The sequence below is a fragment of the Pseudoxanthomonas gei genome, from assembly GCF_010119615.1.
GTDB classification, from domain to species: Bacteria; Pseudomonadota; Gammaproteobacteria; order Xanthomonadales; family Xanthomonadaceae; genus Pseudoxanthomonas_A; species Pseudoxanthomonas_A gei.
In genome coordinates, this window is sequence record NZ_QOVG01000005.1 from 238,922 (window position 1) to 265,536 (window position 26,615).

Annotated in this window: 24 protein-coding genes; 14 read left to right on the forward strand and 10 right to left on the reverse strand. The window is 66.2% G+C overall.

Annotated features, from left to right (window positions below; genetic code table 11):
- Positions 1-177: 177 nt before the first annotated feature.
- Together DT603_RS09415 and DT603_RS09420 are read right to left on the reverse strand one after the other, a co-directional pair.
- A complete protein-coding gene (locus DT603_RS09415; protein WP_162349622.1) occupies positions 178-2,712 on the reverse strand; it encodes a diguanylate cyclase in 2,535 nt (844 codons plus the stop codon).
- 29 nt (positions 2,713-2,741) lie between these two features.
- Positions 2,742-2,966: a hypothetical protein gene (locus DT603_RS09420; protein ID WP_162349623.1), complete on the reverse strand. Its 225-nt coding sequence runs from the start codon at positions 2,964-2,966 to the stop codon at positions 2,742-2,744.
- 330 nt (positions 2,967-3,296) lie between these two features.
- Between DT603_RS09420 and DT603_RS09425 the strand changes: the two genes are divergently transcribed.
- From DT603_RS09425 to DT603_RS09450, 6 genes are all read left to right on the forward strand, one after another.
- Complete coding sequence (locus DT603_RS09425) at positions 3,297-4,298, forward strand: GGDEF domain-containing response regulator (RefSeq protein WP_211368368.1); 1,002 nt, start codon at positions 3,297-3,299, stop codon at positions 4,296-4,298.
- Positions 4,291-6,426, forward strand: coding sequence for a GAF domain-containing sensor histidine kinase (locus DT603_RS09430; protein WP_162349624.1), 2,136 nt, complete (start codon positions 4,291-4,293; stop codon positions 6,424-6,426). Before DT603_RS09425 ends, DT603_RS09430 begins: the two co-directional genes overlap by 8 nt.
- Positions 6,426-6,827 (forward strand): response regulator, encoded by a 402-nt coding sequence (locus tag DT603_RS09435; RefSeq protein WP_162349625.1) that lies wholly within the window; start codon positions 6,426-6,428, stop codon positions 6,825-6,827. Before DT603_RS09430 ends, DT603_RS09435 begins: the two co-directional genes overlap by 1 nt.
- 369 nt (positions 6,828-7,196) lie before the next feature.
- Positions 7,197-8,348 (forward strand): SPFH domain-containing protein, encoded by a 1,152-nt coding sequence (locus DT603_RS09440; RefSeq protein WP_162349626.1) that lies wholly within the window; start codon positions 7,197-7,199, stop codon positions 8,346-8,348.
- 17 nt (positions 8,349-8,365) lie between these two features.
- Positions 8,366-9,676 carry a TFIIB-type zinc ribbon-containing protein gene (locus DT603_RS09445; protein WP_162349627.1) on the forward strand — a complete coding sequence of 437 codons (1,311 nt, stop codon included), beginning with the start codon at positions 8,366-8,368 and terminating at the stop codon, positions 9,674-9,676.
- On the forward strand, positions 9,673-9,933 hold the full coding sequence (locus tag DT603_RS09450; protein WP_162349628.1) for a hypothetical protein: 261 nt from the start codon (positions 9,673-9,675) through the stop codon (positions 9,931-9,933). The genes DT603_RS09445 and DT603_RS09450 overlap by 4 nt, the downstream gene beginning before the upstream one ends.
- A 160-nt stretch (positions 9,934-10,093) precedes the next feature.
- On the opposite strand, the gene DT603_RS16250 is transcribed toward DT603_RS09450, so the two are convergent.
- Positions 10,094-10,864: an AraC family transcriptional regulator gene (locus tag DT603_RS16250; protein WP_211368369.1), complete on the reverse strand. Its 771-nt coding sequence runs from the start codon at positions 10,862-10,864 to the stop codon at positions 10,094-10,096.
- A gap of 88 nt (positions 10,865-10,952) precedes the next feature.
- Here DT603_RS16250 and DT603_RS09460 point away from each other — a divergent pair, with 88 nt between their 5' ends.
- Positions 10,953-11,798 (forward strand): NAD-dependent epimerase/dehydratase family protein, encoded by an 846-nt coding sequence (locus tag DT603_RS09460; RefSeq protein ID WP_162349630.1) that lies wholly within the window; start codon positions 10,953-10,955, stop codon positions 11,796-11,798.
- A 100-nt stretch (positions 11,799-11,898) separates the two neighbouring features.
- On the opposite strand, the gene DT603_RS09465 is transcribed toward DT603_RS09460, so the two are convergent.
- From DT603_RS09465 to DT603_RS09475, 3 genes are all read right to left on the reverse strand, one after another.
- Positions 11,899-12,339 carry an SRPBCC family protein gene (locus DT603_RS09465; protein WP_162349631.1) on the reverse strand — a complete coding sequence of 147 codons (441 nt, stop codon included), beginning with the start codon at positions 12,337-12,339 and terminating at the stop codon, positions 11,899-11,901.
- 114 nt (positions 12,340-12,453) lie between these two features.
- A complete protein-coding gene (locus tag DT603_RS09470) occupies positions 12,454-13,377 on the reverse strand; it encodes an alpha/beta hydrolase (RefSeq protein ID WP_162349632.1) in 924 nt (307 codons plus the stop codon).
- A 108-nt stretch (positions 13,378-13,485) separates the two neighbouring features.
- Positions 13,486-14,313 (reverse strand): type II toxin-antitoxin system RelE/ParE family toxin, encoded by an 828-nt coding sequence (locus DT603_RS09475; protein WP_162349633.1) that lies wholly within the window; start codon positions 14,311-14,313, stop codon positions 13,486-13,488.
- Positions 14,314-14,819: 506 nt separating this feature from the next.
- On the opposite strand from DT603_RS09475, the gene DT603_RS09480 reads away from it, so the two are divergent.
- Positions 14,820-15,533 carry a VTT domain-containing protein gene (locus DT603_RS09480; RefSeq protein ID WP_211368370.1) on the forward strand — a complete coding sequence of 238 codons (714 nt, stop codon included), beginning with the start codon at positions 14,820-14,822 and terminating at the stop codon, positions 15,531-15,533.
- Positions 15,534-15,623: 90 nt separating this feature from the next.
- On the opposite strand, the gene DT603_RS09485 is transcribed toward DT603_RS09480, so the two are convergent.
- Positions 15,624-15,971 carry a hypothetical protein gene (locus DT603_RS09485; protein ID WP_162349634.1) on the reverse strand — a complete coding sequence of 116 codons (348 nt, stop codon included), beginning with the start codon at positions 15,969-15,971 and terminating at the stop codon, positions 15,624-15,626.
- Positions 15,950-16,753 (reverse strand): serine hydrolase domain-containing protein, encoded by an 804-nt coding sequence (locus tag DT603_RS09490; RefSeq protein WP_246191737.1) that lies wholly within the window; start codon positions 16,751-16,753, stop codon positions 15,950-15,952. The genes DT603_RS09485 and DT603_RS09490 overlap by 22 nt, the downstream gene beginning before the upstream one ends.
- Before the next feature lie 193 nt (positions 16,754-16,946).
- On the opposite strand from DT603_RS09490, the gene DT603_RS09495 reads away from it, so the two are divergent.
- The 3 genes from DT603_RS09495 to DT603_RS09505 all read left to right on the forward strand — a co-directional run bounded on the left by DT603_RS09495 (position 16,947) and on the right by DT603_RS09505 (position 20,069).
- Positions 16,947-17,741, forward strand: a complete 795-nt coding sequence (locus DT603_RS09495) for an EAL domain-containing protein (protein ID WP_425500950.1) — start codon at positions 16,947-16,949, stop codon at positions 17,739-17,741.
- A 159-nt stretch (positions 17,742-17,900) separates the two neighbouring features.
- Positions 17,901-19,673: a sensor domain-containing diguanylate cyclase gene (locus DT603_RS09500; protein WP_162349636.1), complete on the forward strand. Its 1,773-nt coding sequence runs from the start codon at positions 17,901-17,903 to the stop codon at positions 19,671-19,673.
- 243 nt (positions 19,674-19,916) lie between these two features.
- Positions 19,917-20,069: a hypothetical protein gene (locus tag DT603_RS09505; RefSeq protein WP_162349637.1), complete on the forward strand. Its 153-nt coding sequence runs from the start codon at positions 19,917-19,919 to the stop codon at positions 20,067-20,069.
- A gap of 252 nt (positions 20,070-20,321) precedes the next feature.
- On the opposite strand, the gene DT603_RS09510 is transcribed toward DT603_RS09505, so the two are convergent.
- Positions 20,322-21,113 carry a hypothetical protein gene (locus DT603_RS09510; protein ID WP_162349638.1) on the reverse strand — a complete coding sequence of 264 codons (792 nt, stop codon included), beginning with the start codon at positions 21,111-21,113 and terminating at the stop codon, positions 20,322-20,324.
- Positions 21,114-21,124: 11 nt separating this feature from the next.
- The gene (locus DT603_RS09515; RefSeq protein WP_162349639.1) at positions 21,125-21,691 is read right to left on the reverse strand and encodes a hypothetical protein; all 567 of its coding nucleotides are present in this window, start codon (positions 21,689-21,691) and stop codon (positions 21,125-21,127) included.
- A gap of 623 nt (positions 21,692-22,314) precedes the next feature.
- On the opposite strand from DT603_RS09515, the gene DT603_RS09520 reads away from it, so the two are divergent.
- From DT603_RS09520 to lnt, 3 genes are read left to right on the forward strand one after another with little or no spacing between them, the layout of a single operon-like run.
- On the forward strand, positions 22,315-23,403 hold the full coding sequence (locus DT603_RS09520) for an SGNH/GDSL hydrolase family protein (RefSeq protein ID WP_211368371.1): 1,089 nt from the start codon (positions 22,315-22,317) through the stop codon (positions 23,401-23,403).
- A 20-nt stretch (positions 23,404-23,423) separates the two neighbouring features.
- Complete coding sequence (locus DT603_RS09525; protein ID WP_162349640.1) at positions 23,424-24,083, forward strand: hypothetical protein; 660 nt, start codon at positions 23,424-23,426, stop codon at positions 24,081-24,083.
- A 59-nt stretch (positions 24,084-24,142) separates the two neighbouring features.
- A complete protein-coding gene (gene lnt / locus DT603_RS09530) occupies positions 24,143-26,584 on the forward strand; it encodes an apolipoprotein N-acyltransferase (RefSeq protein WP_162349641.1) in 2,442 nt (813 codons plus the stop codon).
- Positions 26,585-26,615 lie beyond the last annotated feature (31 nt).

The following is a 26,615-nucleotide window of genomic DNA, read 5'->3' on the forward strand; positions in this document are numbered from 1 at the left end:
CTTGAACCCACCGCGTTGCTGCGATCCGGTGTGGCCTGAAGGATGGCAATGGCGGGTCGAGCCCCGGCCTGCGTGGAGCTGTTTTCCGCTTGCTGCCGAAGTGGGCTGACGGATGGCAATGGCGGGTCAAGACCCGCCCTACGGTGCTTGTTTCACTCGCTGCCCTGGCTACACGGGCTACGCGCCTGGCGCAAAAGCCGGGTCATCGCGCAACGCGCGCAGTGGCGGGATGACCAGCGTGGTGTATTCCTCGTAATGCGCCGCGGGCAGGTCGCACAGGGGAAGGCGCTGGCTGCGCGGGGTCTCGATCGGCAGTCGCGCTGCTTCGTAGAGGATCACCTCGTGTTCGGGCGGGTACCAGCGCAGCAGCTTGTCGACCAGCGCCTGCACGCCTTCGCGTTCCGCGTGCAGGCGGGTGCAGGACAGGTCGCCCGACAGCGCCACCTGCCACAGCAACACCAGGCCGGCGGTGTCGGGCTGGCGGTCGTAGACCAGGAAATGGGTCGCCTCCATCGACTGCACGCCGCGATGGCCCGGGTCTATGCCGAGGTCGGCGTACAGGCAGGCCTCGGCCGAAATCCCCGGCTCCATGCGCGCCGGGAAGCCTTCGGCTCGGGCTTTGCGCACCACTTCGTGCGGCACGTCGGCGAACACGCCGGGGTGGCCGTAGAACACCGCGCAGACCTGCTTGCCGGCGCGGACCTCGGCCATGATCGCCGCGTCGATTTCGCGATAGGTCTCGCGCCGATCCTTGCCGGCGGCGTAGTGGGCGCCAAGATTGACCACGTCGGGACGCAGGCCATGGATCATCGCCAGCGCGAACGGGTCGGTCAGGCAGAACACGACCTGGGCCTCGCGGATTTCCGACAGGCAGCGTTCGCTGGCGTGGCGACCGAACTGGATGCCGCTGCCCACCACCACCAGGCCCGCCGCCGGCGCCGATGCGAAGGCGGCATCGGCCGCGCGGACCACGCGGTTCCGACCTTCGTCCTTGGCCTGGTACAAGGCCTGGTCCGCCTCGTGGATCAATTGCTCCAGGGTGACGGCCTGCCCCTCGGCCTGGCAGACCCCGGAGCTGATGTTGAAGCGGAACGTGTGCCCGAACACGGTGATCGGTTGCATCCGGTCGCGCAGGCGTTGCAGCAGCGCCTGGGCTTGCGCCGCGTCGGCCTCGAGCAGGATCGTGAACTCGTCGCCGCCGCTGCGCCCGGCGATACCGTCCGCGCCGACCGTTTCACTGATCCACGCGCCCAGGGCGCGCAGCGCCTCATCGCCGGCGGCGTGGCCGTGGCGGTCGTTGACCTGCTTGAACAGGTCGATGTCGGTGACGATCGCGGTGAACGGCTGCCCGCTGGCACGGGTGCGTGCGAACGCCTCCGCGCCGAGCTTGCGCACCTGCTGGTAGTTGAGCAGGCGGGTCAGGCTGTCGTGCTCGGACAGCCAGCGGTAGCGGCGGCGCTGGAGGAATGACCGGCGCAGCAGGATGGACAGCAGGATGGCGGTGACCAGGAACCCGGCCATGCCCATGGCCAGCATCAGTTGCCGGCGCTTGTTCGCGGTGACCTGCACCGCGGCCAGCGCCTTCTCGGTTTCGAGCAGGGCGATCTGCTGTTCCTTCAGCCGGGTATCGAACTGGACCTGCAGGAAGGCCAGCCGTCGCTCGCGGGCGACGACCTCGACCGCTTCCGATACCGCCATCGCCTGCCGGGTGTGGGCCAGCGCGGCGGCGATGTCATTGCGCTTCTCGGCCAGCCTGGCGAGCAGGCGTTCGGTCTCGGCGATGGCCAGGTCCGATTCCTGTTCCCGGTAATAGCGGAGGGTGTCGACCAGCATCGCCTGGGCCTGGTCGAGCTGCCGGTTGGTAGCGATGAGGCTTTCGGCGATGACCAGCCGGGCACTGTAGGCGCCGACTTCAAAGCCCACGGCCTGGAACTCGGCCAGTGCCTCGCTCGCCCACTTCAATGCCTCTTCATGACGTCCTTGCGCGGCGGCCATCTTGCCGACGCCGTACTTGCCGTTGGCGATGAAGACCGGATCGCCGGCGCGGACACAGGCATCGATCTGGCGATGGCGCCATTTCTCCGCCTCGCTGAAATGGCCTGCGTGGTCCTCCGCCAGTCCCACGTCGCTCAGGGCCATGCACAGCGCGCGCGGGTCGTCCTGCTTTTCGACGATCTGCAGGGCCTGCAGCGCCAGTTCCCTGGCCCGCCCGGTCTCGCCGACCAGCGTATGCAGGTAGCTGGCGGCACCCAGCAGCCTGGCCGCTTCCGTGGGGGTCTCGTGCAGGTATTTCAGGCCTTCGTTGAGCCAGGCGAACGCCCGCGGCCAGTCCTCGAGGTTGGCCGCAACGCTGGTGGCCGTGGTGTAGATACGCACGCGCAACGGCACCGGCAGGTCCTGCTTCAACAGTTCGGCCAGACCCTTCAGCGCGGCAGGCTGGTCACCTGCAAGCGCGCGGTTGCGCAAGCGCACGTAATCGATGCGGTGCCGCTGCAGTGGCGTGAGCGCATCCAGCCGCGACGCCAGCGCACCGATCTTCCTGTCCGAGTCCCGCCAGTGCGCGGTGACCGCAAGCTGCTCGATATCCTTGACCTGCGCCTCCAGCGCCATCGCCTCCGACGGCGACACGCCGGCGGAGGGCGACTGGGCCAGGGCGGCCGGCGCGCAGGCGAATGCCAGCCACAGCAATGCGATCGCGGCGGGCCGGAACATTGGCAGGCGCCTGCCGAGGGGCCCGACGGCTACGCGTTGTAGGTCTTGATGGTGTGGTTGGTGGCGTACTGCCCCTCCTCCAACCCGGTAAGTTTCCCGACCGCCGCGTAGTCACTTGCCAGCATCGCCTTGCGCTCATCGTCGGAAACCCCGGCGCGATCCAGCACCGCCTCGGGATCCTTCAGGTATTCCGCCTCCAGCGCAGCGTCGCTTCCAAGCTTATTCATCAGGTCAAGCAGTTTCGACTTCGACATGTCATCTCCCTTGGGAATCAATCCGGCATCGGTCAGCGCACGCCCGCGACCCGCAGGCGATGCAGTCTCCACATGGCAATCGCCCCGGCGTGTGTGCAAGTACTCCGCCGCCCTTCGAGGCAAGCGGACATTAGCATGGAACGGCAGGCTCCCCGGCGCGCCGGCAGGGGCCCCTCGGCCCGCAGGATCGGGGCCTGCAAAACCCGGTGGTGATGCCCTTGCTTGCCGCAGTTGCAACCGCCCAGCGCCGGATTCAACCGTGCGCGCGGAAAGGGCCGGGCCTCTACAGGCATACCTGTATAAAGAGTGCGGGCAACACCTTGGTGGCACTTGGAAAAGAAGAGCATCATCCTGTGCGTGGACGACGATTCGACGGTGCTGAACGCGCTGCGGACCATGCTATCCAGCCATTTCGGACCCGAAGTCCAGGTCGAATTCGCAGAAAGCGGCGACGAGGCGCTGGAGATCGCAGCCGAGCTGCATGCCCAAGGGGGCGAGCTGGGCCTGGTGATCTCGGACTTCATGATGCCGGGCCTGCGCGGCGACGAGCTGCTGGTCAAACTGCATGAGGCTTCCGCCAACACCGTCAAGATCCTGCTCACGGGACAAAGCGACATGTCCGGCGTAAAGCGCGCCATCAACGAGGCCAACCTTTACCGCTTCCTGGAAAAACCATTCCTCAACGACGACATCGTGCTGACGGTACGGGCGGCCCTGCGCGCCTACTGGCAGGAACGTGACCTGATCCGCCACAACGAGGAGCTGCGGCGCATGAATGCCGAGCTCGAGGACATCGTGGCTGCCCGCACGGAAGAACTGGTGGAAAAAAACCGCCTGCTGGAAGTGCTTTCTGTGACCGACAAGCTGACCGGCCTGTACAACCGACGCAAGCTCGACGAACTGCTCGAAGAGGAAATCGTCCGCGCCCAACGCTATCAGGCCGAGCTCTCGGTCATCATGCTGGACATCGATCGCTTCAAGCGGGTGAATGACACCTACGGCCATGGTGCGGGTGACGAGGTGTTGATCGAAGTCGCGGGATTACTGCGCCGGCATACCCGTGACGCCGATGTACTGGGCCGGCTGGGGGGTGAGGAGTTCCTGCTGGTGTGTCCGCACAGCAGCGCCGCCGCCGCCCTGGGCATCGCGGTGAAACTGCGCGATGCGATGGCCGCGCATCCTTTCCCCATTGTCGGCCAGGTGACATCGAGTTTTGGAATTGCGTCCTGCCGACCCGACGACACCGCCGCGGCCCTGCTGGCCCGTGCCGATGCCGCGCTTTATCGGGCCAAGGGCGCGGGCCGCAATCGGGTGGAGCTCGAGAATGCCTGATTCAACCGGGCAACTGGCCAGCCGCATCATTGAACTGGAGACAGAGCTGGCCGAACGCCGCCGCGCCGAGGAACTGCAGCGTGCGCTCTACGAGATTGCGTCGCTGTCGGTGGCCGACAGTCCGGAGCATGAGCACTACGTGGAACTGCATGACATCGTGGGCCGGCTGATGTATGCGAAAAATTTCATCATCGCCACCTATGATGCGGACGACGGGATGATCCGCCAGCAATACCTGGTAGACGAAGACCCAGGCGAGGTCATGGAATCCTTCCCGTTTGGCGAAGGCATTTCCTCGCTGGTCATCCGTAGCCGCCTGCCGTGGCTGCTGGACCATGCCCTGTTCCAGTCACTGGTAGAGGCCGGCGAGATTCGTGCGCCGCGCGGCCTGGTTGATTTCAACAGCTGGATGGGCGCGCCGCTGATTGCACAGGACACGGTATACGGCGTGATAATCGTGCAGAGCTACAGCACGGACGTCACCTACACGCAGGCCGACCTCGACCTTTTGAACTACGTGGCCAGCCACGTGGCGGCGATCGTCGCGCGCTGGCAGTCGAACATCGCGTTGAAGCAGGCCAATGACGAACTCGCCGCATCGGCTGAAACATTGCGCCTGCTGGGCGACGTGGGCAAGGATCTGACCGCCAGCCTGGACACGCTGGCGATCTGCAAGACCATGGAGCGCCACATTGGCGCGCTGTTGCCTATGGATGCCTTCGGCGTGGCCTTGCTGTCACCGGCCGGGGACGCCCTGGATTACGCCTATTACATCGAGGATGGCGTAGTCGATGCCTCCAACTCCTACCCGTTGGACCATCCCACCTCGCTGGCGGTATTGACCTTCCGCGAGGACCGTGAGTTGACCCTGTTCAACGACCCGCAGTTGGCCAATGCCCCAAGCGCGTCGACAATCGAAGAGTCTGCGCCAATTCGTTCGGCCGTGTTCCGGCCCCTCATCGCAAACGGCCGGCGCATCGGCGTGGTGACCGTGCAAAGCCACCAGGCCGATGCCTACGGCGAGCGCCACATCGAAGTGTTCCGGTCGGCAACGGCGTACGCAGCCATCGCCCTGGCCAATGCCGATGCCTACGCCACTGCCGAGGCAGCGCGCAAGCAGGCAGCGCAGGCACTGCATGATCTGCACCAGGCCGAGGCCCAGCTGGTGCACTCGGAAAAGATGGCGGCCCTGGGGCAGCTGATAGCCGGGGTCGCACACGAGATCAACACGCCGATCGGCGCGATCAAGTCCAGCGGGCGGAATATCACCGAAGCACTCGGCAGTGCCTTGCTGGATCTGCCCGCCCTGCTCGACGAACTGGATGCAGCCCATCGCGTCTATTTCAGCGAGCTGCTCACGCGTGCCAGTCGACCCAAGGCCGTGATGAGCACGCGCGAGGAGCGCGGCATCGTACGCGAGGTGACCGCCCAGCTCGAGGCGCTTGGCGTGGCCCAACCCCGCCACAACGCTGGCTTGCTGGTGCAACTGCAGTCGCACACCGACCTGGAGCAGGTGCTGCCGCTGCTGCGCCACCCGGCAGGCGACCGCATTCTGAACACCGCGTACGGCATTGCCACCATCACCACCAATGCCGACAACATCAACACCGCGGTCGATCGCGTGGCCAAGATCATCTTCGCGCTGAAGTCCTTCTCGCGCTTCGGTGGCGTGCAGGTCTGGACCGGGTCGGACCTGCGCGAAGGGATCGAGACGGTGCTTACGATCTACCAGAACCAGATCAAGCACGGCATCGAGCTGGTCCGCCAATTCGAAGAGGTACCGCCGGTGCGCTGCCTGCCCGACGAGATCAGCCAGGTGTGGACCAACCTGATCCACAATGCATTGCAGGCCATGGATCAAAAGGGCGTCCTGACCCTGGGCTTGCGCCGCGACGGCGACAACGCGCTGGTGTCGATTACAGACACCGGCTGCGGCATGACGCCGGAGGTAAGGGAGCGGATTTTCGACGCCTTCTTCACCACCAAGCCGGCGGGCGAAGGCACTGGCCTGGGCCTGGACATCGTACGCAAGATCATCGAGAAACATGGTGGCCAGATTTACGTGACCAGCGAGGTCGGCCGCGGCAGTACCTTCACGGTCAGTTTGCCAATTGCAGGAGTCGGATGATGGAAAAGGGCGTGTTGCTTTGCGTTGACGACGAGATCATCGTGCTGACCGCGTTGAAGGACCAGCTTCGCCGGGCATTCGGCAGCGAGTTCCATATCGACGTTGCCGAAAGCGCCGAGGAGGCACTGGAGTTGCTCGAAGAGCTGGCGCTCGATGGCCACACGCTGCTGGTGATCGTTTCGGATTGGCTCATGCCGGGCATGAAGGGCGACGAGTTCCTGATCCAGGCGCACGGGCGCTTTCCGTCGGTAGTGAAGATCATGCTGTCGGGCCAGGCAGAGTCAGCCGCTGTCGATCGCGCGCGCCGCGAGGCGGGCCTGCATGATTTCCTGTCCAAGCCCTGGAATGCCGAGGCGCTGGTGGAATCGATCAACCAAGGCCTGCAGGAACGAGCGGCCTAGTCCCAGATCGTCTGGCTGAACCAAGCGCACGCTTGGCGATTCTGCTTGATGCGGCGGGCAAGGAAATGAACCCCCGTTCCCGCAGCCGTTCCCTCCGGCGTACCACCGATGTGCCGGTATGTGCTCCGAGAAGAGCGTACGGTATCCGAACCCGGCCTTGACCCGATCTCGCGGGAAGGCGCGCCGCAGGTTCTGGTCGTCCGTGTAACCGGACAGCGCGGTTACGCGCTCGGGCTGTCGTCCGCCGGGAAAGCATGCCTGCCGGATAAGCCGTAGCGCCTGGGGTTCGCAAGCTCTTCCAGCCGGGAATGTATAGTGCGGCCGGTATGGCAGGCACGGTGCCCGGCCACGAATTCACGGAGAGATGTCATGGGTCTTGTGCAAGCGGTGGTCGGTGCGGTCGGTGGCATGCTCGGCGACCAGTGGAAGGACTTCTACACCGTGCCGGCGGGCCTGCCGTCGACGGCGGCGCTGTTCGCCGCGGTGCCGCAGGGCACCAACGCCGGACGCGGTTCCAACACGCACGGCTCCTCCAACATCATCACCAACGGCTCCAAGATCGTGGTGCCCGAAGGCTACGGCCTGCTGCTGTTCCAGGACGGCAAGATCACCGGCTTCGCCGCCGAGCCGGGTGGCTACGAATGGCGTTCGGACGACATCAACTCGCAGTCGATCTTCGCCGGCGACGGCATCGTCAGCCCGCTGATCAAGCAGAGCTGGGAGCGCTTCAAGTTCGGCGGCCAGCCGGGTTCGCAGCAGGCGGCCTTCTTCGTCTCGCTGAAGGAGCTGCCGGACAACCGCTTCGGCACCCAGTCGGAAATCTACTGGGACGACGGCTTCCTCAACACCCAGGTCGGCGCGGTCACGCGCGGCTCGTACACGCTGAAGATCGTCGACCCGATCCTGTTCGTGAAGAACTTCGTCCCGGCCAGCTACCTGCAGCCCGGCCAGGTCTTCGACTTCACCGACATGGACAATGCCGCCGCCGGCCAGCTGTTCAATGAAGTGGTCGGCTCGCTGGCGCCGGCCTTCAGCCTGTATTCGAACGATCCGGCCAAGGGCAACCGCATCACCAAGCTGCAGCAGGATTCGCTGGGTTTCGCCCAGAGCCTGTCGGCGGCGGTGGAGAACGGCTACCAGTGGAAATCCGATCGCGGCCTGGCCATCGTCAAGACCGCCATCGTCTCGATCGAATACGACGCCAATACGCGCGAGCTGCTCAAGACCGTGCAGCGTGCCGACGCATTGGCCGGTTCGCGTGGCAATGCCAACCTGCAGGCCAGTGTCGCCCAGGGCATCCAGTCGGCCGGCGAGAACGGCGGCGCGGCCGGGCTGGTCGGCGTGGGCATGGCCTCGGGCATGCTCGGCGGCATCGGCAACCTGCAGCAACCGGTGGCCCCGGCCGCGCCTGCGGCCGATGACCCGGTGGCCAAATTGAAGAAGGCCAAGGAGATGCTGGACCTGGGTTTGATCACCCAGCAGGACTACGACGCGCTCAAGGCCAAGGCGCTGGGCCTGTAAGCCCCGGGCCCGCGACCATGCCCACTCCGAACACCCCGCCGCCGTTGCCGCCTGTCAACGGCCCGGGATCGCCGCAGGATGTCCCACCCCTGCCGGGCAGCCTGCCGATCGATCCGGCCACGCTGCCCGATGCCATCCGCGAGGAACTCGAGGCGCCCGATCCGGTGGCCATCGACACCTCGGCCACCGAGCTCAAGGACGGCATCAACCGCTGCCCGAAGTGCGGTTCCACCGAGATCCGCCACAAGACCGGCAGCGACCTGCTGGTGTGCCTGTACTGCCGCAACGAGTGGGATGGGGCGCGGGTCGAGGAGGAATTCGGCTTCGGCGCGGGCATCGGCGAGCTCAAGGGCACGGTCCTGGCCTCGGGTGCGCGCGACATCGCCGCCGACGCCGCCCACCTGATGAGTTTCAAGTGCACCGGCTGCGGCGCCGAAGTGACGGTCAACACCGACAACGCCATGACCGCGCGCTGCCACTGGTGCCGGCACGTGCTGGGCGTCAACGAGCAGGTGGCCAACGGCGCGGTGCCCGACGCGGTGCTGCCCTTCCACATCAGGAAGGAAGACGCGGTGGCACGCATCCGCCAGTTCGTCGACAAGCGTCGGCTGTTCGCGCTGAAGGAATTCAAGGAACAGTTCACGCCCGAAAACGTGGTCGGTGTGTACCTGCCCTACATGATCGTGGACGGCAACGTCAGCGTGGACGTCGCCGGCCACGGTGAAATCCAGACGGCCAGCTACACGCGCGGCAGCGGCAACCAGAAGAAGACCTACTACGACGCCGACGTGTACCAGGTGCAGCGCCACGTGGACTTCACCATCGACGACCTGCCGCTGGAATCCTCGAGCGAGCGCGGCAACCTGGACACGGCCGCCAACACCAACAACATCATCAACACCATCCTGCCCTTCGACACCAAGAACGCAGTGAAGTGGAACGCGTCCTACCTGTCGGGCTTCAGCTCCGAGCGACGCAACAGCGACGTCGAGCAGCTGCGGCCGCGCCTGGAGGACCAGTTGCTGTCGGTTGGCCGCGCCCAGGTCGAAAGCTCGGTGCGCGGCTACGATCGCGGCGTGCGCTGGGAGCAGGAGCGCCTGGCCGTGCACGGCACGCGCTGGGTTTCCATGTACCTGCCGGTCTGGCTGTATTCCTTCCACCAGCCCGGCAGCAACGGCGGCATGCTGCATTACATCGCGGTCAACGGCCGCACCGGCGAAACCATGGGCAGCGTGCCGGTGCAGCAGTGGAAGCTGCTGGCCGCCGCGCTCACCGTCGGCACCTTCCTGGAAGCCATCGCAATGTGGATATTGGTAGCCACCTCATGAGCGACGACAACGGCCTCTGGCTGCTCGCCATCGGTCCCGCCGGCGCCACCGCGCTGTATTGGGCCCTGTACCGCTATTACCGCAACACCGACAAATCGCACGCCTACGAACGCGAAACCGCCGTCGAAGCCCAGCCGGTGACGGGCTCGGACGAGAAGGTGGACGAAGTGAAGGGCACGCAGAAGACCCGCATTCCCGGCAACAACGTCGGCGAATACCGCACGCGCGTGGAGCGTCTCCGCGAAGACGACGGGTAGCGGGTCCACCAGAGTCGGAAGCGCTCGCGTGGAGTGGGTGGGTCGAGTCATCCCGCGGGAGTACGGTTTCGTTCACGGCGGGTCAAGACCCGCCCTCCGGTGATGCGATGGGAGGGCGGGTCTTGACCCGCCATGGCGATCACGTACTGCGGCAGCCCACTCAGCCCGCTGCCCGAAGCTCGGCAAGCAACGCGCGCGGCGTGGCGCCGGCGATGGCGCGGAACTCGGCAATGAGGTGGGCCTGGTCGTAATAGCCCGCGCTGGCCGCGATGTCCGCCCAGCCCGCGCCTCCGCCGTTGCGCGCGGCGGCCAGGGCGTGATGGAAACGCGTCAGCTTGGCGAAGGTCTTGGGGCTGACCCCGACGGCCTGGCGGAACACCCGGCGCAGATGCCGTTCACTCACGCCCAGGTCGAAGGCCACGCCATCGAGGTTGCCACTGCCCAGCCTTTGCATGGCGCTGGAAGCAAGTTGCGCACGCGCGCCGGAGGAAGCATCAGACCGTGCAATGCGTTCGGCGATCGCCTCTTCCAGGACGGAGGCAACGCCGGCCGTGTCCCTGGCTTCGGCAATCCGGCCGAGCAGGCGCTGTGAGGCGGCGACGCCCCACAACTCCTCGATTGCGACGATGCGCCCGGCCACTTCCGAAGCCGGCATGCCGAGCACCGCCTCGCAACTGTTCCAGTGCAGGCGCGCGAACACGGTGCGTTGCCCGCCGCGGATGATCTTGCGGTGCGCCTGCGGATGTATTCCCATTGCATGCACATCGAGGCCATCACGCGCCGCCGATCCCAGGCGAACGACCAGCTGCACCTCCGGCTGTGGAATGGCGACGCGGGGCTGGTCGTGCTCGCATTCGTGCACGAACAGATCCGCCACCGCGGTCGTGGCCGAGCGGGCGGTTCCGTGATGCGAAAGGAGGCGAGCGTGCACGCACCGGAGTCTGCTCGCGGCGCGGGGGCGGTGCAAGCCTGGCCGTTTCTTCCAATCCATGCGCCGCGGCGGGCACTACGCTGCACCCATGAAGACCATCCTTGTTACCGGTGCCACCGGAAAAGTGGGCAGCCGACTCCTCCGTCGCCTTGCCGAACGCGGCCATCACCTGCGCGCACTGGTGCGTGACCTGGAGCGCAACGCGGCACTGCGCAATGAACACGTGGAGCTGGTCCAGGGTGACCTGCTGGATCCCGGCTCACTCGCGGCCGCCGTGCGTGGCGTCGATGCCGTGGTCCACTGCGCCGCCTTCTTCCGCGGCGCCATGCCTGAGCAGGCCCACGCGGTCAATGAACTGGGTACGCGGCATCTGGCCGACGCGGCCCGCGCCGCCGATGTGGGGCGCTTCGTGTTCACCAGCACCGGCCTGGTGTATGGACCCAAAGGCGGTGGCCTTGCGCGCGAGGATGACGATTGCGCGCCGGTCGACGCCTATCCCGTGAGCAAACTGGCCGCCGAGCGCCTGCTGCTGTCGATGCAGGACCTGGACGTGCGGGTGCTGCGCCTGCCGTTCGTCTATGGCGATGGCGATCCACACATTGCCGAGACCGTACCGATGATGCGCGCGTTCGCACCGGGCCAGCGCCTGTCGATCGGCCACCACGCCGACATCGCCCAGGCCGTGGCCCTGCTGTTGGACGCACACGAACCGGTGCACCGAATCTACAACGTGGTGGCCGAATCGCCCGACCTGGCCACGCTGTTCGCCGCGGTCGGCGAGCCGCCACCGGATGGCTCGCGGGCCGAAGGCGGCCGTGCGTTCGATGTGGTGCTGGAGGGAAGCCGACTGCGCGAAGAACTGGGTTTCAGGCCGCTGTTCCCGCGCGTGCAGGCTGCGCTCCAGGCAGAGGCAGTGCACCCGTCAGCGCGATAGCGTGGGGTGGACCGTCACCGTCGCACCGTGCAGTAAGTGCACGGCTTTCCGGCTTCGCCACTGCCTGGATCACGTCAGCAAGGCTTCGCGAAAAGCCGGTTCAGCCGCTCGCCGATTCGGCGGCCTGCTTGATGTCCTGCAGGTGCTGGTCCCAGCCGGAGGCGCAGTCTGCATAGCAGTCCAGCAGTGGTGTCAGGCCCTGGTGATGCAGGGACAGCAGGGTGGAGGCATCGAGTTCTTCCTGCAGGTGGAAGGCCATCGAGGTGTTCAACCACTCACCGCCATAGCCACTGTCTTCAAGCACGGACCAGGCAACGTCGGTGGGGAACACTCTGGCCGTGACCTCGATCCGCGTGTAGTCGTCCGAATCGTGGATGCCGAAGCGCAGCTCGCCCAGCTCGGCCGGGTCGCCCGATACGCTGCCCTTCCACCACGCCTGGATGCCTTCCAGCGTGGTCAGCAAGGCGAACACCTGGTCGACCGGCGCCTGGATATGGATCCGGCTGGAATAGGTGCCCTCCGGGGCCTCTTCGACACGCATGGTTCACCTCTCAAAGGCAGCGAAGATCGGGTATCGACTGTCTCGAAACTAGCCCGGGATGGGTGAACATGACGTCAGCGAGGAAGCCGACTGCGGCCCTTGCAGGGGCGTGATTCAACGCGGCGGCGGTGGGGTCGGTTTCCAGTCTCCGAACAGGAAGGTCAGCGCGCCGGGCAGGCGCTTTTCCCACGCGGGTTCGTTGTGCTCGGCTTCGGCGTCCACCACGAAGCGGAAGTTCGTGTCGTCGTAGCCGGCGGCCCGAAAATTGGTTTCGACCTGGCGGATCAAGCCCACCATTTTTTCGTTGTACTTCGGCTCGGAGGATTCCTTGCCGCCGAAGCCGACGAACACCTTCTGCGGCATGACCACCAACGGGTTGGTGTCGCGCACCAGCTGGCCCATGCCTACCCACAGCGTCGGACTCTCGATCAGGCCATAGCCGAACGTGTTGGGCTTGGCCAGCAACGCATACAAACTCGCGACACCGCCGTAGGACGAACCGCCGATGCCGGTGTTGGGCGGGCCGGTCAGGGTGCGGTAATTGCCGTCGACCAAGGGCATCACTTCCTTGGTCATGAAGTCAGGGAATTGCTTGCCGGCTGGCTCGTCCATGTCGGGATTGCCGGTGAAATCCTTGTACGGCAGGTATTCGCGCGCACGGTCCTTGCCGGCGTGGTCTACGCCGACCACGATCAGCGGCGGGATCTTCTTCTCCGCGACCAGTCGCCGCACCGTTTCGTCCACGCTCCATTCGCGGTGGCTGACATCGCTGAGGCAGGCGTCGAACACGTTCTGGCCATCGAGCATGTACAGGACCGGATAGCGGCGATCCTTGTTGGCGGCGTCGCCGTAGCCTGCAGGCAGGAGCACGCGGATCTTGCGCTCATTGCCGAAGATCGTGCTTTTCAGGGTGTGCACATGCAGGTCGCCGCTGGCCGTCGACTTGCAGGCCGCCGCCGCTGGGGGCGTCTGGGCGAGCGCCACGCCGGTCACCGACAGGCTGGTGCACAGGGCCAGGCAGAGCAGGATGTTTCGCATCAGGATTTCCTCCGGGTTTGTCGGGATGGTAAATCAGCACAACGACCAATCCTCGAGGGTGCTGCAATGGGTCGGCGTGAACCACGTCGGCCCAGGGTTTCAACGGGTCTATTTGTACGGCCCTGGCCCGCTCCAGACCACTTCGCCTTGCCTGTAGACCTTCTGCATGTTGATGGCCTGGCGCGCATCACCAATCGTGGCCAGTTCCGGCGAGTCCGGCTCGAGCAGGCGGCAGGGGCCAGACTCGCGCCGCAGTGCGGTTTCCAGCGGACAGACCATGTAGCGCCGCGTGCCGGGAAGCGGCAGGAAAAGCTCGGTCATGCCCTGGTCGCGCCAGGCGCGCAGCCGGCTTTCGCTGAGCAGGTCGTAATAGACCTGGTAACCGCCCACTTCCATGCTGGGCTGGGCGCTGGAGGCATCGTTGCCGCGGCCGCGGTTGATGGCCGGGCTGCGGGCCAGCCCCGCGTTTTCCGGGGCGAGGTCTTCCTGCAGCATGCCCGGAGGCTGGCCCCAGACGTGCGAGCGACGCTGTGGCGGGGGCGTGGGCATCGGCGGCGGCGCGGCCGGCGTGGCGGCTGCCACTTCATCAGGTTCTTGCGCCACTTCGTCGGGGACATTCGGCGGCACCGGGTCTTCGGCATGCGTGACCGCAGTGGACTGCACGCGTGACGCCGCCGGGCGCCGGGCGGCGGCTGGGGAAGGTTTGTTGGCCGGCGCCTTGGTGGGTGGCGGCGGGGTCACGCCGATGAAATCCACCGCCATCCGGCTGCCGGCGTCCGCGCCTTGCGGCGGCGTCGTGGTGATTGTCGAAGACCACATCGCCAGAAGCACCAACAGCACGTGCAGCAACGCGCTGCACAGCACCGCGATCCAGTGCTGCCAGCGTTCGATCCGGGATTGGGCCCTGGCTTCCGCGCGGCGGGACGTCCTGCTCATGCCGCCGCAAGCGCGTCGGGGGTGGGGGCCTTCATGCGCAATCTGTGGCGTGCCAACGGTGGGGTGCGGCATCGTAACGCGGGCGGGCTGTATGCCGGGCCAGTTGCAGTGGTTGACCAGATCAATGAGTTGAAGCAGGCATGCACTGCAGGAAGTGGCGCAAGGCCGACTCTCGACCATGCGGTCAGGCGCAGCGGCGGACTGCTGCTTTCGGACTGGACTGCCCGGATGCGGAAAGTGCGCACGGCTCCTTTCCCTCCGCCAGGACGTGGCCGACAAGCACGCGGTCATGGGTATCCGCGTGAACAAGCTTCGATGGACGCGAGGGACGACAGCTGTTGCGTCGCTGGCCCGCGACCACCCTGATTGCCGCGGTTCGCATCCTCCACCACCTCCTGCAGAGCGCCTGACGTCGAAGGCGGGAACAGTTACGCTGGGCCTGTCCTCCGCCGCACCTGGCCGGTGGCCGCCTCGGTGGCCGCTCTCCCAAATTCCCATTGCAGGTCGTGCGCCCACCCGTGGACAAGAGCAGTGACGACAGCCTGAGTCCTCGCCCCGGGCTGCAATGGCGGCGTGCGCTGGCCATGTTGCTGGCGTGCGCGGTGCTGGCGTTGCTACTGTCGTTCGATGCGCTGTACGCGCTGCTGCAGCAGGGCTTGGACGCGGCCAGGCCGGTGATCCAGGCATATCCGCTGTGGGGTGGCGTGCTGTTCGTACTGCTGTCGGCCGCATCGGCCCTGCTGGCGTTTTTCTCCAGCGCGCTGCTGGTACCGGTGGCGATCTACAGCTGGGGGCGCACGATCACCATCGTGCTGTTGTGGCTGGGCTGGCTGCTGGGTGGCGCCTGCGCCTACGGCATGGGCCGCGCCTTCGGTCGACCGCTGTTGCGCAACCTGGCCTCGGCGCGGCTCAGTGACTTCTACCTGCAGCGGCTGCCCTCACACGTGGACCTGCCGGTCGCGCTGCTGATCCAGCTGGCCTTGCCGTCCGAACTGCCCGGCTACCTGTTCGGCCTGCTGCGGGTGCGCTTCCGCATCTACCTGGCGGCGTTGGCGCTGGTAGAACTGCCGTTCGCCGTGGGCACCGTGTTGCTGGGCGAAAACGTGATCCGGCGCCAGGGCGGCTGGCTGCTGGTCCTGGCTGCGCTGGGCATCGGCAGCAGCCTGCTGGCACTGTACGTGCTGCACCGGCGGCTGGGCCGCGGCGCGCAAGGTATGTAGCAGGCTTGCTTCTTGGTGTTGGCCTGTGTCCACCGGCGGGCGGCGACGCGTGCTGGCTCGGCAACCAATAGCCAACCTGGGGTTCGCCGCTCAGCGCTCCACCGAATCGATGACTTCCTGGACCAGGTTGTTGACCCGGATCGCGGTGGGTTGCTGGTCGTAGGCACCGGCGCTGGTCACGATGGCGAGGTCCAGGCCGGGCACCAGGTACAGCCGCTGTCCGCCATTGCCGAATGCGGCATGCCAGGGCATCGCCTGCCCGTGCCAGCGGGCCGTGCCCGCCCACCATTGCCGGGCATAGCGGTAGTCACGCACATCAGTGGCGAAGCGCGGTACCAGCGACTGCTCGATCCATGTGGAAGGCACGACCTGCCGACCCTGCCAGCGGCCGTGGTCCAGCACCAGGCGGCCGATCTTCAGCAGGTCGCGCGGACGCATGCGCAGGCCATTGAATGCCATCGGGCGGCGTGCAGGTCCGCGACCCATTCCCAGTCGTCGATGCCCAAGGGTTGGAACAGCCGGCTCCGTGCATAGGCATCCAGTGACTGGCCACTGCCGCGCGTGATCAGGTCGGCGAGCAGCGCGGTGCCGCCGCCGTTGTAGTTGAAGCGGGTGTCGGGCGCGACCGCCATCTCGTGCCCGAGCACGTAACGTGCAAGGTCGCGCTTCCAGAACAGGCGCAGCTCGTCGTTGACGCCCGTGCCGCCCTCCTGCCAGCGCAAGCCGCTGGCCATGTTGAGCAGGTCCTCGATGCGGATGCGCTGCCTGGCGGGCGTGGCCAGGTCAGCCAGCGCGGGGTACGCGCCCAGCACCGGGGTCGAGGGTGCCGGCACCTTGCCCTCCTGCAGGGCGATGCCGTACAGCAGGCCGGTGATGCTCTTGCCGACCGAACGGACGTCCTGGCGGGTGGTGGGTCCGAAACTGCGACGGGTCGATACCAGCGCATACACCGAGCGATCGGTCCCGCCCTGGTAGTACTCGGCGACCAGCGCCCCGTGACGTTCCACCAGTACGCCATGCACGTTCAGCGGCGCGTCGAGCAGCGAGTTGAGGGCCCGGTCCAGGGCCAGGCCGTCGATGCCCTGCGCCGCGGGCGTGCTGCGTTTCCAGCCGTCGCCGATATCGACCGGATCGGGACCGACCCGCGGCGAGACGGGGCGCAGCAGGCAGGCCCACAGTGCGAGCAGGAGCAGGACCAGCAGGAACCCGCGCCGGATCATCTTCAATGGCGATCCCGGAAAGCAGCGATCATGTCGGGAGCAAGTGCGTTGCTGGAGGTGGCCCAGCCTAATGGCCGGCGGCGCGGCCGGCGAGCGATCCGCGGATCCTCGACGCGGCGCCAACCACGGCCGCTTCAAGCCATGTGCATGTCGGCAGGTGCAGCATGCCGGCTCGGACCTGGAGGCGGCGCGCATGTTTCTCACTCGATTCTTTGGCGCGGGCACCACGCCCAATCCCTGCGCCAGTTGCCAGGATGATGACCGGCTGGAGTTCGAGGTCAGGATGGCGTTCCAGCCGATCCTCGACGCCACGACCCGCGAGGTCTACGCCTACGAGGCCCTGGTGCGTGGCGCCAATGGCGAAGGCGCGGCCGAGGTGATCGCCGGGGTGCGCCCGGAACAGATGTATCGCTTCGACCAGACCTGCCGGGTGCAGGCCATCAGTACCGCGGCGCGGCTGGGCATGGGCGCGCGCCTGTCGATCAACTTCAATCCCAATGCGGTCTACGAGCCGGCGACGTGCATCCGCCTGACCCTGGCGGCGGCGAAGATGTCCGGTTTCGACACTGGCAGGCTGATCTTCGAGGTCACTGAAGCCGAACGCGTGCGCGACGGCTCGCATCTGGTGAAGATCTTCAGGGACTACCAGCAACGGGGCTTCATGACGGCGATCGACGATTTCGGCGCGGGCTACGCCGGGCTCAACCTGCTGGCCGAGTTCCAGCCAGACCTGGTCAAGCTGGACATGGCCCTGGTTCGCGGCATCGACCAGAGTGCAGTGCGGCGCACGATCGTGGCCGGCATCGTGGCCATCTGCGCCGGGTTGCGCTGCCGCGTGCTGGCCGAAGGGGTGGAGACGCAGGCCGAATATCGCGTGCTGCGCACCTTGGGCATTGAATTGTTCCAGGGCTACCTGTTCGCGCGGCCGCAGCTCGAGGCGCTGCCAGTGGTGGACGCGGCGCTGTGGGAGGCGCTTGAAGCCGGCTAGCCGTCGCCATTGGGCCGGCGTGCCGGCATCGTTTCCCACGTCCAACATCGCGGCAACATGCGCGAGCGTATGCTCTGATCCCGTTACTTGCGTGCAGGAAGTTTCCAGCTGAACGATCCATCGCGTCCGTCGTACCGGTTCAGGCTCCTACGCGATCGCATGCTGGTAGTGCTGATCGTCGCCATCACTGCCGCGGTGTCACTCACCCTGGCCCGGCTGCCAGGTGAAATAGCCTCGGTGTGGATCACCAACGGCGTGCTCGCCGGCTGGCTGCTGTCTCGACGGACCGCGCTGTGGCCGGGTTACCTGCTGGCCGGGTTCGCCAGCGAATTGTCCGTGCGGCTGCTGATCGGGGACGGGGTCTTCGTCGGCGCGGCGTTGAGTGCGATCAATCTTGTCGAAATACTGATCATCGCCGTTCTGGTGCGGCGCGCCATCCCCGACATCGCCAACCCCAGGAGATGGCTGGGCCTGGGTGGCGTGGCCACCACCAGCACGTTGCTTGCCTGCGCAGTGGCCGGGCTACTGGCCGGCGCGGTGGTGTCGGGGACGTCCGGGACGCCGTTCCTTATCCGGTTCCTGACCTGGTATTCGGCGCACGTGGTCGGCATGGTGATCGTGGGCACCCTGACCCTGGTCGTGCACCGGAAGGGAATCCGCCTGATCAAGGCGCCCGGCCAGCGTTGGGATTTCGTCCGTTGCATGCTGTTGCTGGCCGTGGTGTGTGGCGGTGTGTTTGCCCAGTCCACCTACCCGTTGCTGTTCCTGGTCTATCCGGCCTTGTTGTTCGGCGTCTACCGGCATCGCTTCGCCGGCGTCGTGGTGGGTATTTCGCTGTTGGGAATCATCGGTATCATCGCCACCACGATGGGCTACGGCCCATTGACGCTGGTAGGCGATGGCAGCGGCATCGAACGCACCATCCTGCTGCAGCTGTTCCTGGCCGCAGCCTGCGTGATGAGTTTCCCGGTGGCGCTGGGCATGGCCGAGCGCGCGCGCATGATCGCGCGGGTACGCGAGAGCGAAATGCGCTACCGCATGCTGGCCGATTATTCGCACGAAGTGGTGGTGCGGATGGATGCCAGCGGCAACCGGCTCTACGTTTCGCCCTCGGCCTCGGACATCCTGGGCTGGGAACCCTCGGAATTGCTGGGTCCCAGCCAGGACCTGGTGCACGCCGACGACCGCGCCATCCAGCAGCAGACCCTTGCCGCGGTGCTGGCCTCCGGGCATCCGGTCACGGCGATTTACCGCATGCGCCACAAGGACGGACGCTATGTCTGGATGGAGGCAATGGCCCGGCCCATACCCAGCGAGCAGGCCCAGTCCACCGACATCATATTTTCCGGCCGCGACGTCACCCAGCGCGTCGCCGCCGAACAGGCCTTGCAGGCGAGCAGGCGGGAACTGGAAAAGCAGGCGCGGGTCGACAGCCTGACCGGCCTTGCCAATCGCCGCCAATTCGATGAGCGCCTTGCGCTTGCCCTGACGCGTGCGCGCCGGCAAGGCCTGGCCGTGGCCCTGATGTACATGGACATCGACCACTTCAAGCAGATCAACGACACGCTTGGGCATCTGGCGGGCGATAAGGTGCTGCGCATTTTCGGTGAACGCCTGAGCGGATGCGTGCGTGCAGGCGACCTGGTGGCTCGCCTGGGCGGTGACGAGTTCATCGTGCTGGTCGAGGACCTGAGCGCGCCGGCGGGGGCTGAATCCATCGCCCGCAAGTTGATCTCGGTAATGGGCGAAGGCATGGCCATCGACGGCGCCGTGCTGCAGGTCACGACCAGCATCGGCATCGCCTACTCCTCGCATCCGGCGGTCGCCGCGACGCTGACGGCCACAGCGGACTCGGCGCTGTATGACGCAAAGCATTCAGGGCGGAATACCTATCGGCTGGTGATGGCCGATGAGGCAGCGGACGCGTCCTGAGCATTGGCGGGACGAATGCTTCGCGTAGTCGGGACAATCCACGACAGACGCCGGTGCGCCTTGCTGGGATCACGCAGGCTGGGACTTGATGAGGCATCGAGGCTGCCACCTCGCCGTGCATTGCCTGCGTTGAGGTCAGCATGGCCGGAAAGCGGGGAGCGGCAGGCGTTAGGTCATCTGCCATATAGCTGTAAGACAGGGGCTGGTGATGCTGCTGGCTCCCGTTTTCCGAGGAGCTGCCTCATGCTGGACCAGTGGCGGCCGTCAGAGGCGGAGAAGGAGGTGGTCTTCCTGCTTTTCAAGGGTTTCAGCCTGAAAGATATCCCCGAGGTGCGCGGAACGACGGGGAAAATGGCGCGTGCAGTCGAGCGCGTTTTTACACCAAGTCGGGCCTAGCGGGGCGTTCGGAACTGAAGAGAGGGCGGGATTGCGATGCAATTGCTGAGGCCTTCGCCACCCAGCACGAAAGTCCTGGTTGAAGCGATAACGCTGCTACGACCAGACTTGCTGCGTCTGAGCTGGTCGCGTCAATGAAGAAGGGGTCGTGGCAACGCCTGCTCGCCGCATGCTGCGTTGCCAACCACGCTGGCTGCAACGGGAGGTACCGCGCCGTACCCGGAAAGGCATTCAAGTGACGGGACGACGGGATCACTCCAGTGAGTTGAATGTCATCCGGCAAAATCCGTCGAAGTAGCCCTGTCCTCTGCTGAGCGATCCTGCTTCGCCTATGAACGAGCGGATATCCAGGTAAGCCGCCGAAAACATGTCGGCGGATCGTCGTTGTGACCGGCTCAGGCCCTCGATTCCGGTGGCTGCGATATCGCCTTCCAGTGCATAACCCCTGGTGTCCCCGAAGACCTCCATCTCGACGCACGATTCCATCAGGCTTGCCAGGTACTCCTCCCGTGCTCTGGAAATCTTCCACCCGGCAGCGGCCCGATTCAGATGCAGGAGTTCATGCACGTACACCCTGACAGCGTTCCGGCGCAGGGCTTCGCTTCCACGGTCGTAGCGCACCGACACTGCCATCGACAGGTGTTCTGGCTTTTCGACGAAGCTCGCAACCTCGCTGTATCCGACTCCGCTGGGAACAAGCACGACACGGTTCCGAGCAATGCCGATTCCCTTGGAAAAACCCTGGTATGAAGCCGAGGCTGCAGTGAACTGTCCTGCCATCAGCGCGCGTTCCCCGGCCGACAGACCCACGCAGTCGACAAGCGCGATTGCATTGTGCTGCATCTGTTCTGGAACACACGACATTTCCGCGCGGGGTCCGGCCAGCAGGGAGCTTATCGAATAGCGAAGGTAATTGCCCTTGACCACGACCTTGGTCATGTAGCCAGAGAACGACATGCCCGTTTGCTTTGCAGGCGGAACTGCTGCACATCCGGCCAGCAACGCCAGGACAAGAAAAGCTGGCGCCATGTGCGCCAGCTTCAAGTCACATGAGGCTACTGGATTGCGCATGTGCCCACGCGGCAGGCGCCACCGCCGGACCAGGTGATTGAGCTGGACGCCCTCGTAGTGCCTTCATAGTTGACCGACATGCTCAACACATTGGCTGCGCTTGCGCCGGTGACTGGGAACGGATGCAGTTCATAGCCAATGCTGTCTGCGCCACTGGCCGACGCGTAGGCCCAGCTGTTCACGGAATCAGGGTTCGCCAACACGATGCTGCCGCCTACCAGCCTCCAGGGAAATGCCCCGGCCGCGTGCATCGTTCCGGTGCCCGAATCCATCAGTTTGATCGTAACCAATCCATTTGTCGGCAATCCTACGTTTGTACCCTGCAGGGCGAGGCTGAACTGCGCGGCATCGAACACAATTCCGGAAGCCAGGAGGGTCTCGAGGGTGCTACCAGTATTGCGCTGCTGGATGAGAAACTTGCCACCAATCTCACCACCGATCTTGCATTGATTCTTGCTCGTGCACTCTCCCTGCACTTTCCATGATCCCTCGCAGCCCGCGAGGACGCCGGTGATTGCCAACAAAGTGGCTGTTGCAAATAGCTTTTTCATGATGTGCCTGCCTTGGCTGATACCGGCTCCTTGCCGGCTGGGCCAGTGTATGGGCATGCGCCGGAGTGGTTCAATTGGAAAACGACACGTCATATGGTCAGGCTGGAGGGCTACGTGACCTCGGGAAATTCCGACGTGGTGCGCCGCCTTCTGCTAGAAAAGAGATCTCCGCAATTCATACCTGAAGGTTTTAGCTCAGTCCTCGCGCCAGTGGCCGTTCGGGGCTGCCTACACCCCACCTTTACCGAGTGACCTTCGCAAGGCGAGTCACACGCAGGAATGCCGGGTAAGACCGCTTGCGGCTGCAAGCGCCGCGCACGTCAAAGTTCCACCTTTGTCGCGGACGCATGCGGCGATGCAGCGCGGAGTCTGCGCAACTCCGCCGACAGCGATGCCCGCAGCTGAGCCCCAGTGATGCCCGCACCGCCATTTTTCAGACATGCCGCCGCGCGTGCTGCAGCGCAGATTGCGCCGCGCTTGGACCGTACGCTAGCGTCCGGCGGCGATGGCAGGGGTGGATTGCCCCGAAGCCCCACGCTTCCCCCATCGTGCAAGTGGTCAGTCGCTTTACCCCGTGCGCCAGCCGGCGCCCGGGACGCACACCATTTCGAAGGGGATTACGGATGAAGACTCTGTTCCGCAGCATGGCCGGGCGGTGGCTCCCGGCGATGGCATTGCTTGCGCTCTCCGCGCCGGGCATCGCCAGCACCATCAACCAGAACGTGTCCTGGACCATCGACCGCGCTGGCACCACCAGCAAATACCGCCTGGTGGCCTATGGCGACTCCATCTATGCCGGCTACAACGGCTCGATCAGCAACGCGGCCAAATATTCCGGGCCGACCGTGGACGCCGAGTACCTGTCGGCGCGCTGGAACGCCGACATCGAAAGCGTGCGCCGGGCCAAGTCCGGGGCGGTGGCCAGGGACGTCTACGAAAACAAGATCGTGGCCGAACGCTCGTACATGCAGGCCGCTTCGACCCGAGTGGTGACCTTCGAGATGTGCGGCAATGACGGCCTGCAGGCGCGTTCGGCATTCAAGGAACAGAGCGGCACCTGCAGCTACGCCGGCATGGACGCAGCGGTCAACAACTGCAAGACCTACGTGGCCGCGTCGATGAACTACATCAACGCCAACGCCCACGCCAATACCCGGCTCAAGGTCATCTCGAACCTGTACTACCCCGGCTACAACGCCGACAACGTGCAGAGTTCATGCCGCGATGCCGGCACCGGGCAGACGGTGAACATGCGTGACCGTTTCCTGCCGGCGATCGCGAAGATGAACTACTGGATGTGCGAATACGCACGCCAGAAGGGCTTCCAGTGCGCCGACAGCTTCGCCCAGTACATGGGCGCCGACTACGACAGCAACGGCGATGGCGTGATCGATTCGGACGCGCTGCGCTATGTGGCAGGTGAAAGTGAAGCGGCCTACGTCAACCGCACCACGGTGACCCTTCGCTCCACGCTGCGCGATGCCAACAGCAAGTTCGTCACTGCTTCCAGTTCGTACGACTACATCCAGTCCGACGACGTGCACCCGACCTATACCGGTGGCACCGTTTCGGCCGGCATCTGGGGTGGCAGCACCGGCACCGGCGCCCCGCGTTACACCAGCTTCACCGGTGGCCGCAGCCCCATTGCCAGCAGCTATGGCCATGAGCGCATGGGCTGGGCCTTGTCGGTCTACAACCCGGCTGCACCCTGAGCAACCCGCGGCACGCCATCGTGACCGAGTCCCGTCCACCGCAAGCCCCGCCGTCCCCCGAGGACGGCGCGGGCGTGCGGGTGATCCGCAAGCCTCCTGCAGCGCGCGCCCGGCTGTTGCCATGGGGCGTGGCAGTGCTGGTCGTGGCCGGCTTCGCCACGGCGTGGTGGCTGCTTGCGCCGGGAGCAAGCAATGGTGCGTCGGCCGCCACCGTCCAGGCGGGCGTGGGCGGCGCGGCATCGGCGACCTCTGACCCGGCTGCAGGCTCACCGCAGTCGGGACCTGTTTCGGAGTACCAGGCCATGAGCGGAAAAGATCCCAATGACCTGGCCAGTTATTTCAAGCCCGGCGATCCGGAGCCCACCGGTGCCGAGCTGATCGAGGCCCTGCAACATGCGGGCGTGCGTACCGGCATTGGGGCCTTCAACCCGCCCGGAACCAGTCCGCCACTGGCCGGCCTGGCCGTGCCCGATGACTTCAGATTGCCGCTGGGTTATGCACGCCACCACCAGGTGACCGACCAGGGCGTGCCGATCGAGCCGATCCTGGTGTTTTCGCCGGGATTCATCCTGCGGGATGCGCAAGGCCGGCCGATTGCGATGCCGGCCAATGGCGTGGTGCCGCCGGAACTCGCGCCGCCAGGGTTGCCGCTGCGCCCTGTCGTCATTCCGTCCCCTTAAGCGGGTTTCGCCCGCATCGACATCGCGACACGGAGTTCTTCGATTTGACCACGGAGCGGTTGTCCCTTTCCCGCTGGCGCAGCTTCGCCGGCCTTCTTGCCACTGCTGTCCTGCTCGGTCTTTATGCCCGCGGCGGCCTCGCGTGGGTGCTGGGATTCGTGGCGCTGGTGCCTTGGCTGCTGTTGCTGGAGCGGGCCAGCACGCTGCGCGGCGCGCTGCTCGGCGGCGCAGCGATGAGCGTGGCTTTCATGGCCGCTGCCTTCCACTGGTTTGGCGCGGCCATAGGCAGCTATACGGGCGTCGGGGCGCTGCCGGCGACCCTGGCGTTGATCGTGCTGGCGCCCCTGCTGCAGCCGCAGTTCATCGCCTATGCGCTGGTGCGCCATTGGGTAGGGCGCGGCCATGGCGCGTTGCTGCGCGCACTGGCGGCGGCCTCAGCGTGGGTGGCGTGCGAATGGATGCTGCCGAAACTGCTCGGCGACACGCTGGGGCACGGTCTGTTTCCCTCAGCCGTGCTGCGGCAAGCGGCCGACCTGGGTGGCGCCGCCGGCCTCACTTTCCTGCTGCTGCTGGTCAACGAAGCGGTGGCCGCCGCCCTCCGGCGCCGCGGCCAGGGCGTACGTGCGTGGCTGCAACCCCTGGCGCTGGGGGTGGCCGTCGTGGCGTGCCTGGCCGGCTACGGCATCGCGCGCCTGTCCACGCTGAAGACGCCGCCGGCGGCGGACGCGCCGACCCTGCGCGTGGCCATGGTCCAGGCCAGCATCATCGACTACGAGCGCCTGCGCGAGGAAATGGGCGCCTATGCGGTGGTCCGCCACGTTCTGGATACCCACTACGCACTGTCGTGGTCGGCCATCCGCGACCACCAGGCCGACGTGCTGCTGTGGTCGGAGACGGTGTACCCGACCACCTTCGGCAGCCCGCGCAGCGAGGACGGCGCCGCGCTGGATCGCGAACTGCAGGGTTTCGTCGACGCGGCCGGCGTGCCTCTGGTGTTCGGCACCTACGATCGCGACGAGCGCGGCGAGTACAACGCGGCGACCTTCCTGGAACCGGGCAAGGCCCGGCTTGGCACCTATCGCAAGACCCATCCCTTCCCGCTGACCGAATACGTGCCGCGCTGGCTGGACGGGCCGTGGCTGCGCGGCGCGCTGCCATGGGCCGGCACCTGGCAGCCGGGCGACGGCGCGCGCGTGCTGCCGCTGCGCAGCGCCGACGGGCGCGAGGTCAACGTGGTGCCGCTGATCTGCCTGGATGACGTGCACAGCGACCTGGCCATCGAAGGCGCCCGGCTGGGTGCGCAGGCCATCCTCGGCATGTCCAACGACTCCTGGTTCACCGCCTACCCGGTCGGCGCACGCCTGCACCTGGCGGTCGCCGCGTTCCGCAGCATCGAAACGCGGCTGCCGCAGGTGCGGGTCACCACCAACGGGCTCAGCGCCATCATCGACGATACCGGCGAAGTGCTGGCCCATACCGGCATGGGCGACCAGGCCGTGCTGACCGCCTTCATCAGTGCGCGCGATCCGTCGCCGACCCTGATGGTGCGCTGGGGCGACTGGGTGGGGCGCGCCGGCGCGCTCTTGCTGCTGGTGCTGGCGGCGCTGGCGGCGCTGCGCCGAGTACGCGCACGCGCGCCCGCCGAGGCGGAGGCGGCGACGCAGGAAGTCGTGTTGCTCACGCCGGCCTGGCGCGCACTGGCGGCCGCGTTGCGCGTGGTCGCGGGCGTGGGCCTGGCCTGGCTGGCGCTGGACATGCTGTTGCGCACCGGCCTGCAGGTGCAATCACTGGCGCAACTGCGGCTGTTCGCTGGTGCGGTGCTGCTGCCGCTGCTGGCGGCGTGGGCCATCGGGCGCGCGTTCGCGGCCCAGCTGCGCATCGAAGGCACGATGCTGGTGCTGGACCAGCGCCGCCAGCGCATCGAAATCCCGCTGGCTTCGATCAGTGCATTGCGGCCGTGGCGGCTGCCCTTGCCCGGCCACGGCTTCGACTTGCGGCTGTCCACCGGATCCTGGGCACGGGGCATCGTGGCAGCGCGCGCGCCTGCCTTGCGCGGACTGCCCGGTGCGGGTTCCGTGCCCCTTGGCAACACGCGTGGCCTGGCCACCGTCTTGCCCGGACTGGCCGAGTCACGCGCCCGTGCGCGCCGCCCGCGCCTGGACCATGCACTGGTGAAGTTCGTGCTGTTCCCGCTGCTGCCGGCGCTGGTGGCCTTCCGCCTGCACCAGGTCATCGCCTACGGCGGCTTGTTTGGCGAGTACTACAGTTACGGGCTGGCGGCCTGGCTCGGCGGCTTGCTGATCTGGTGGGCGTCGTGGTCGATCGGCCTGATGCTGTTCGCCGCGCTGCTGCGGATCGTGATCGAAGCGGTCATGGCATTGGCCGCGTGGCGGCGACCGGCCGGCGTGGCCGCATTGCGCGACACGCTGGAATGGGTGGGGCGCCTGCTGTTCTACGTGGGAGTGCCGGTGTGGCTGGTACTGCGTTTGCTGGCGGCCTGACCGCTTCTGTACAAGGCTCTCGCGGGAGAGC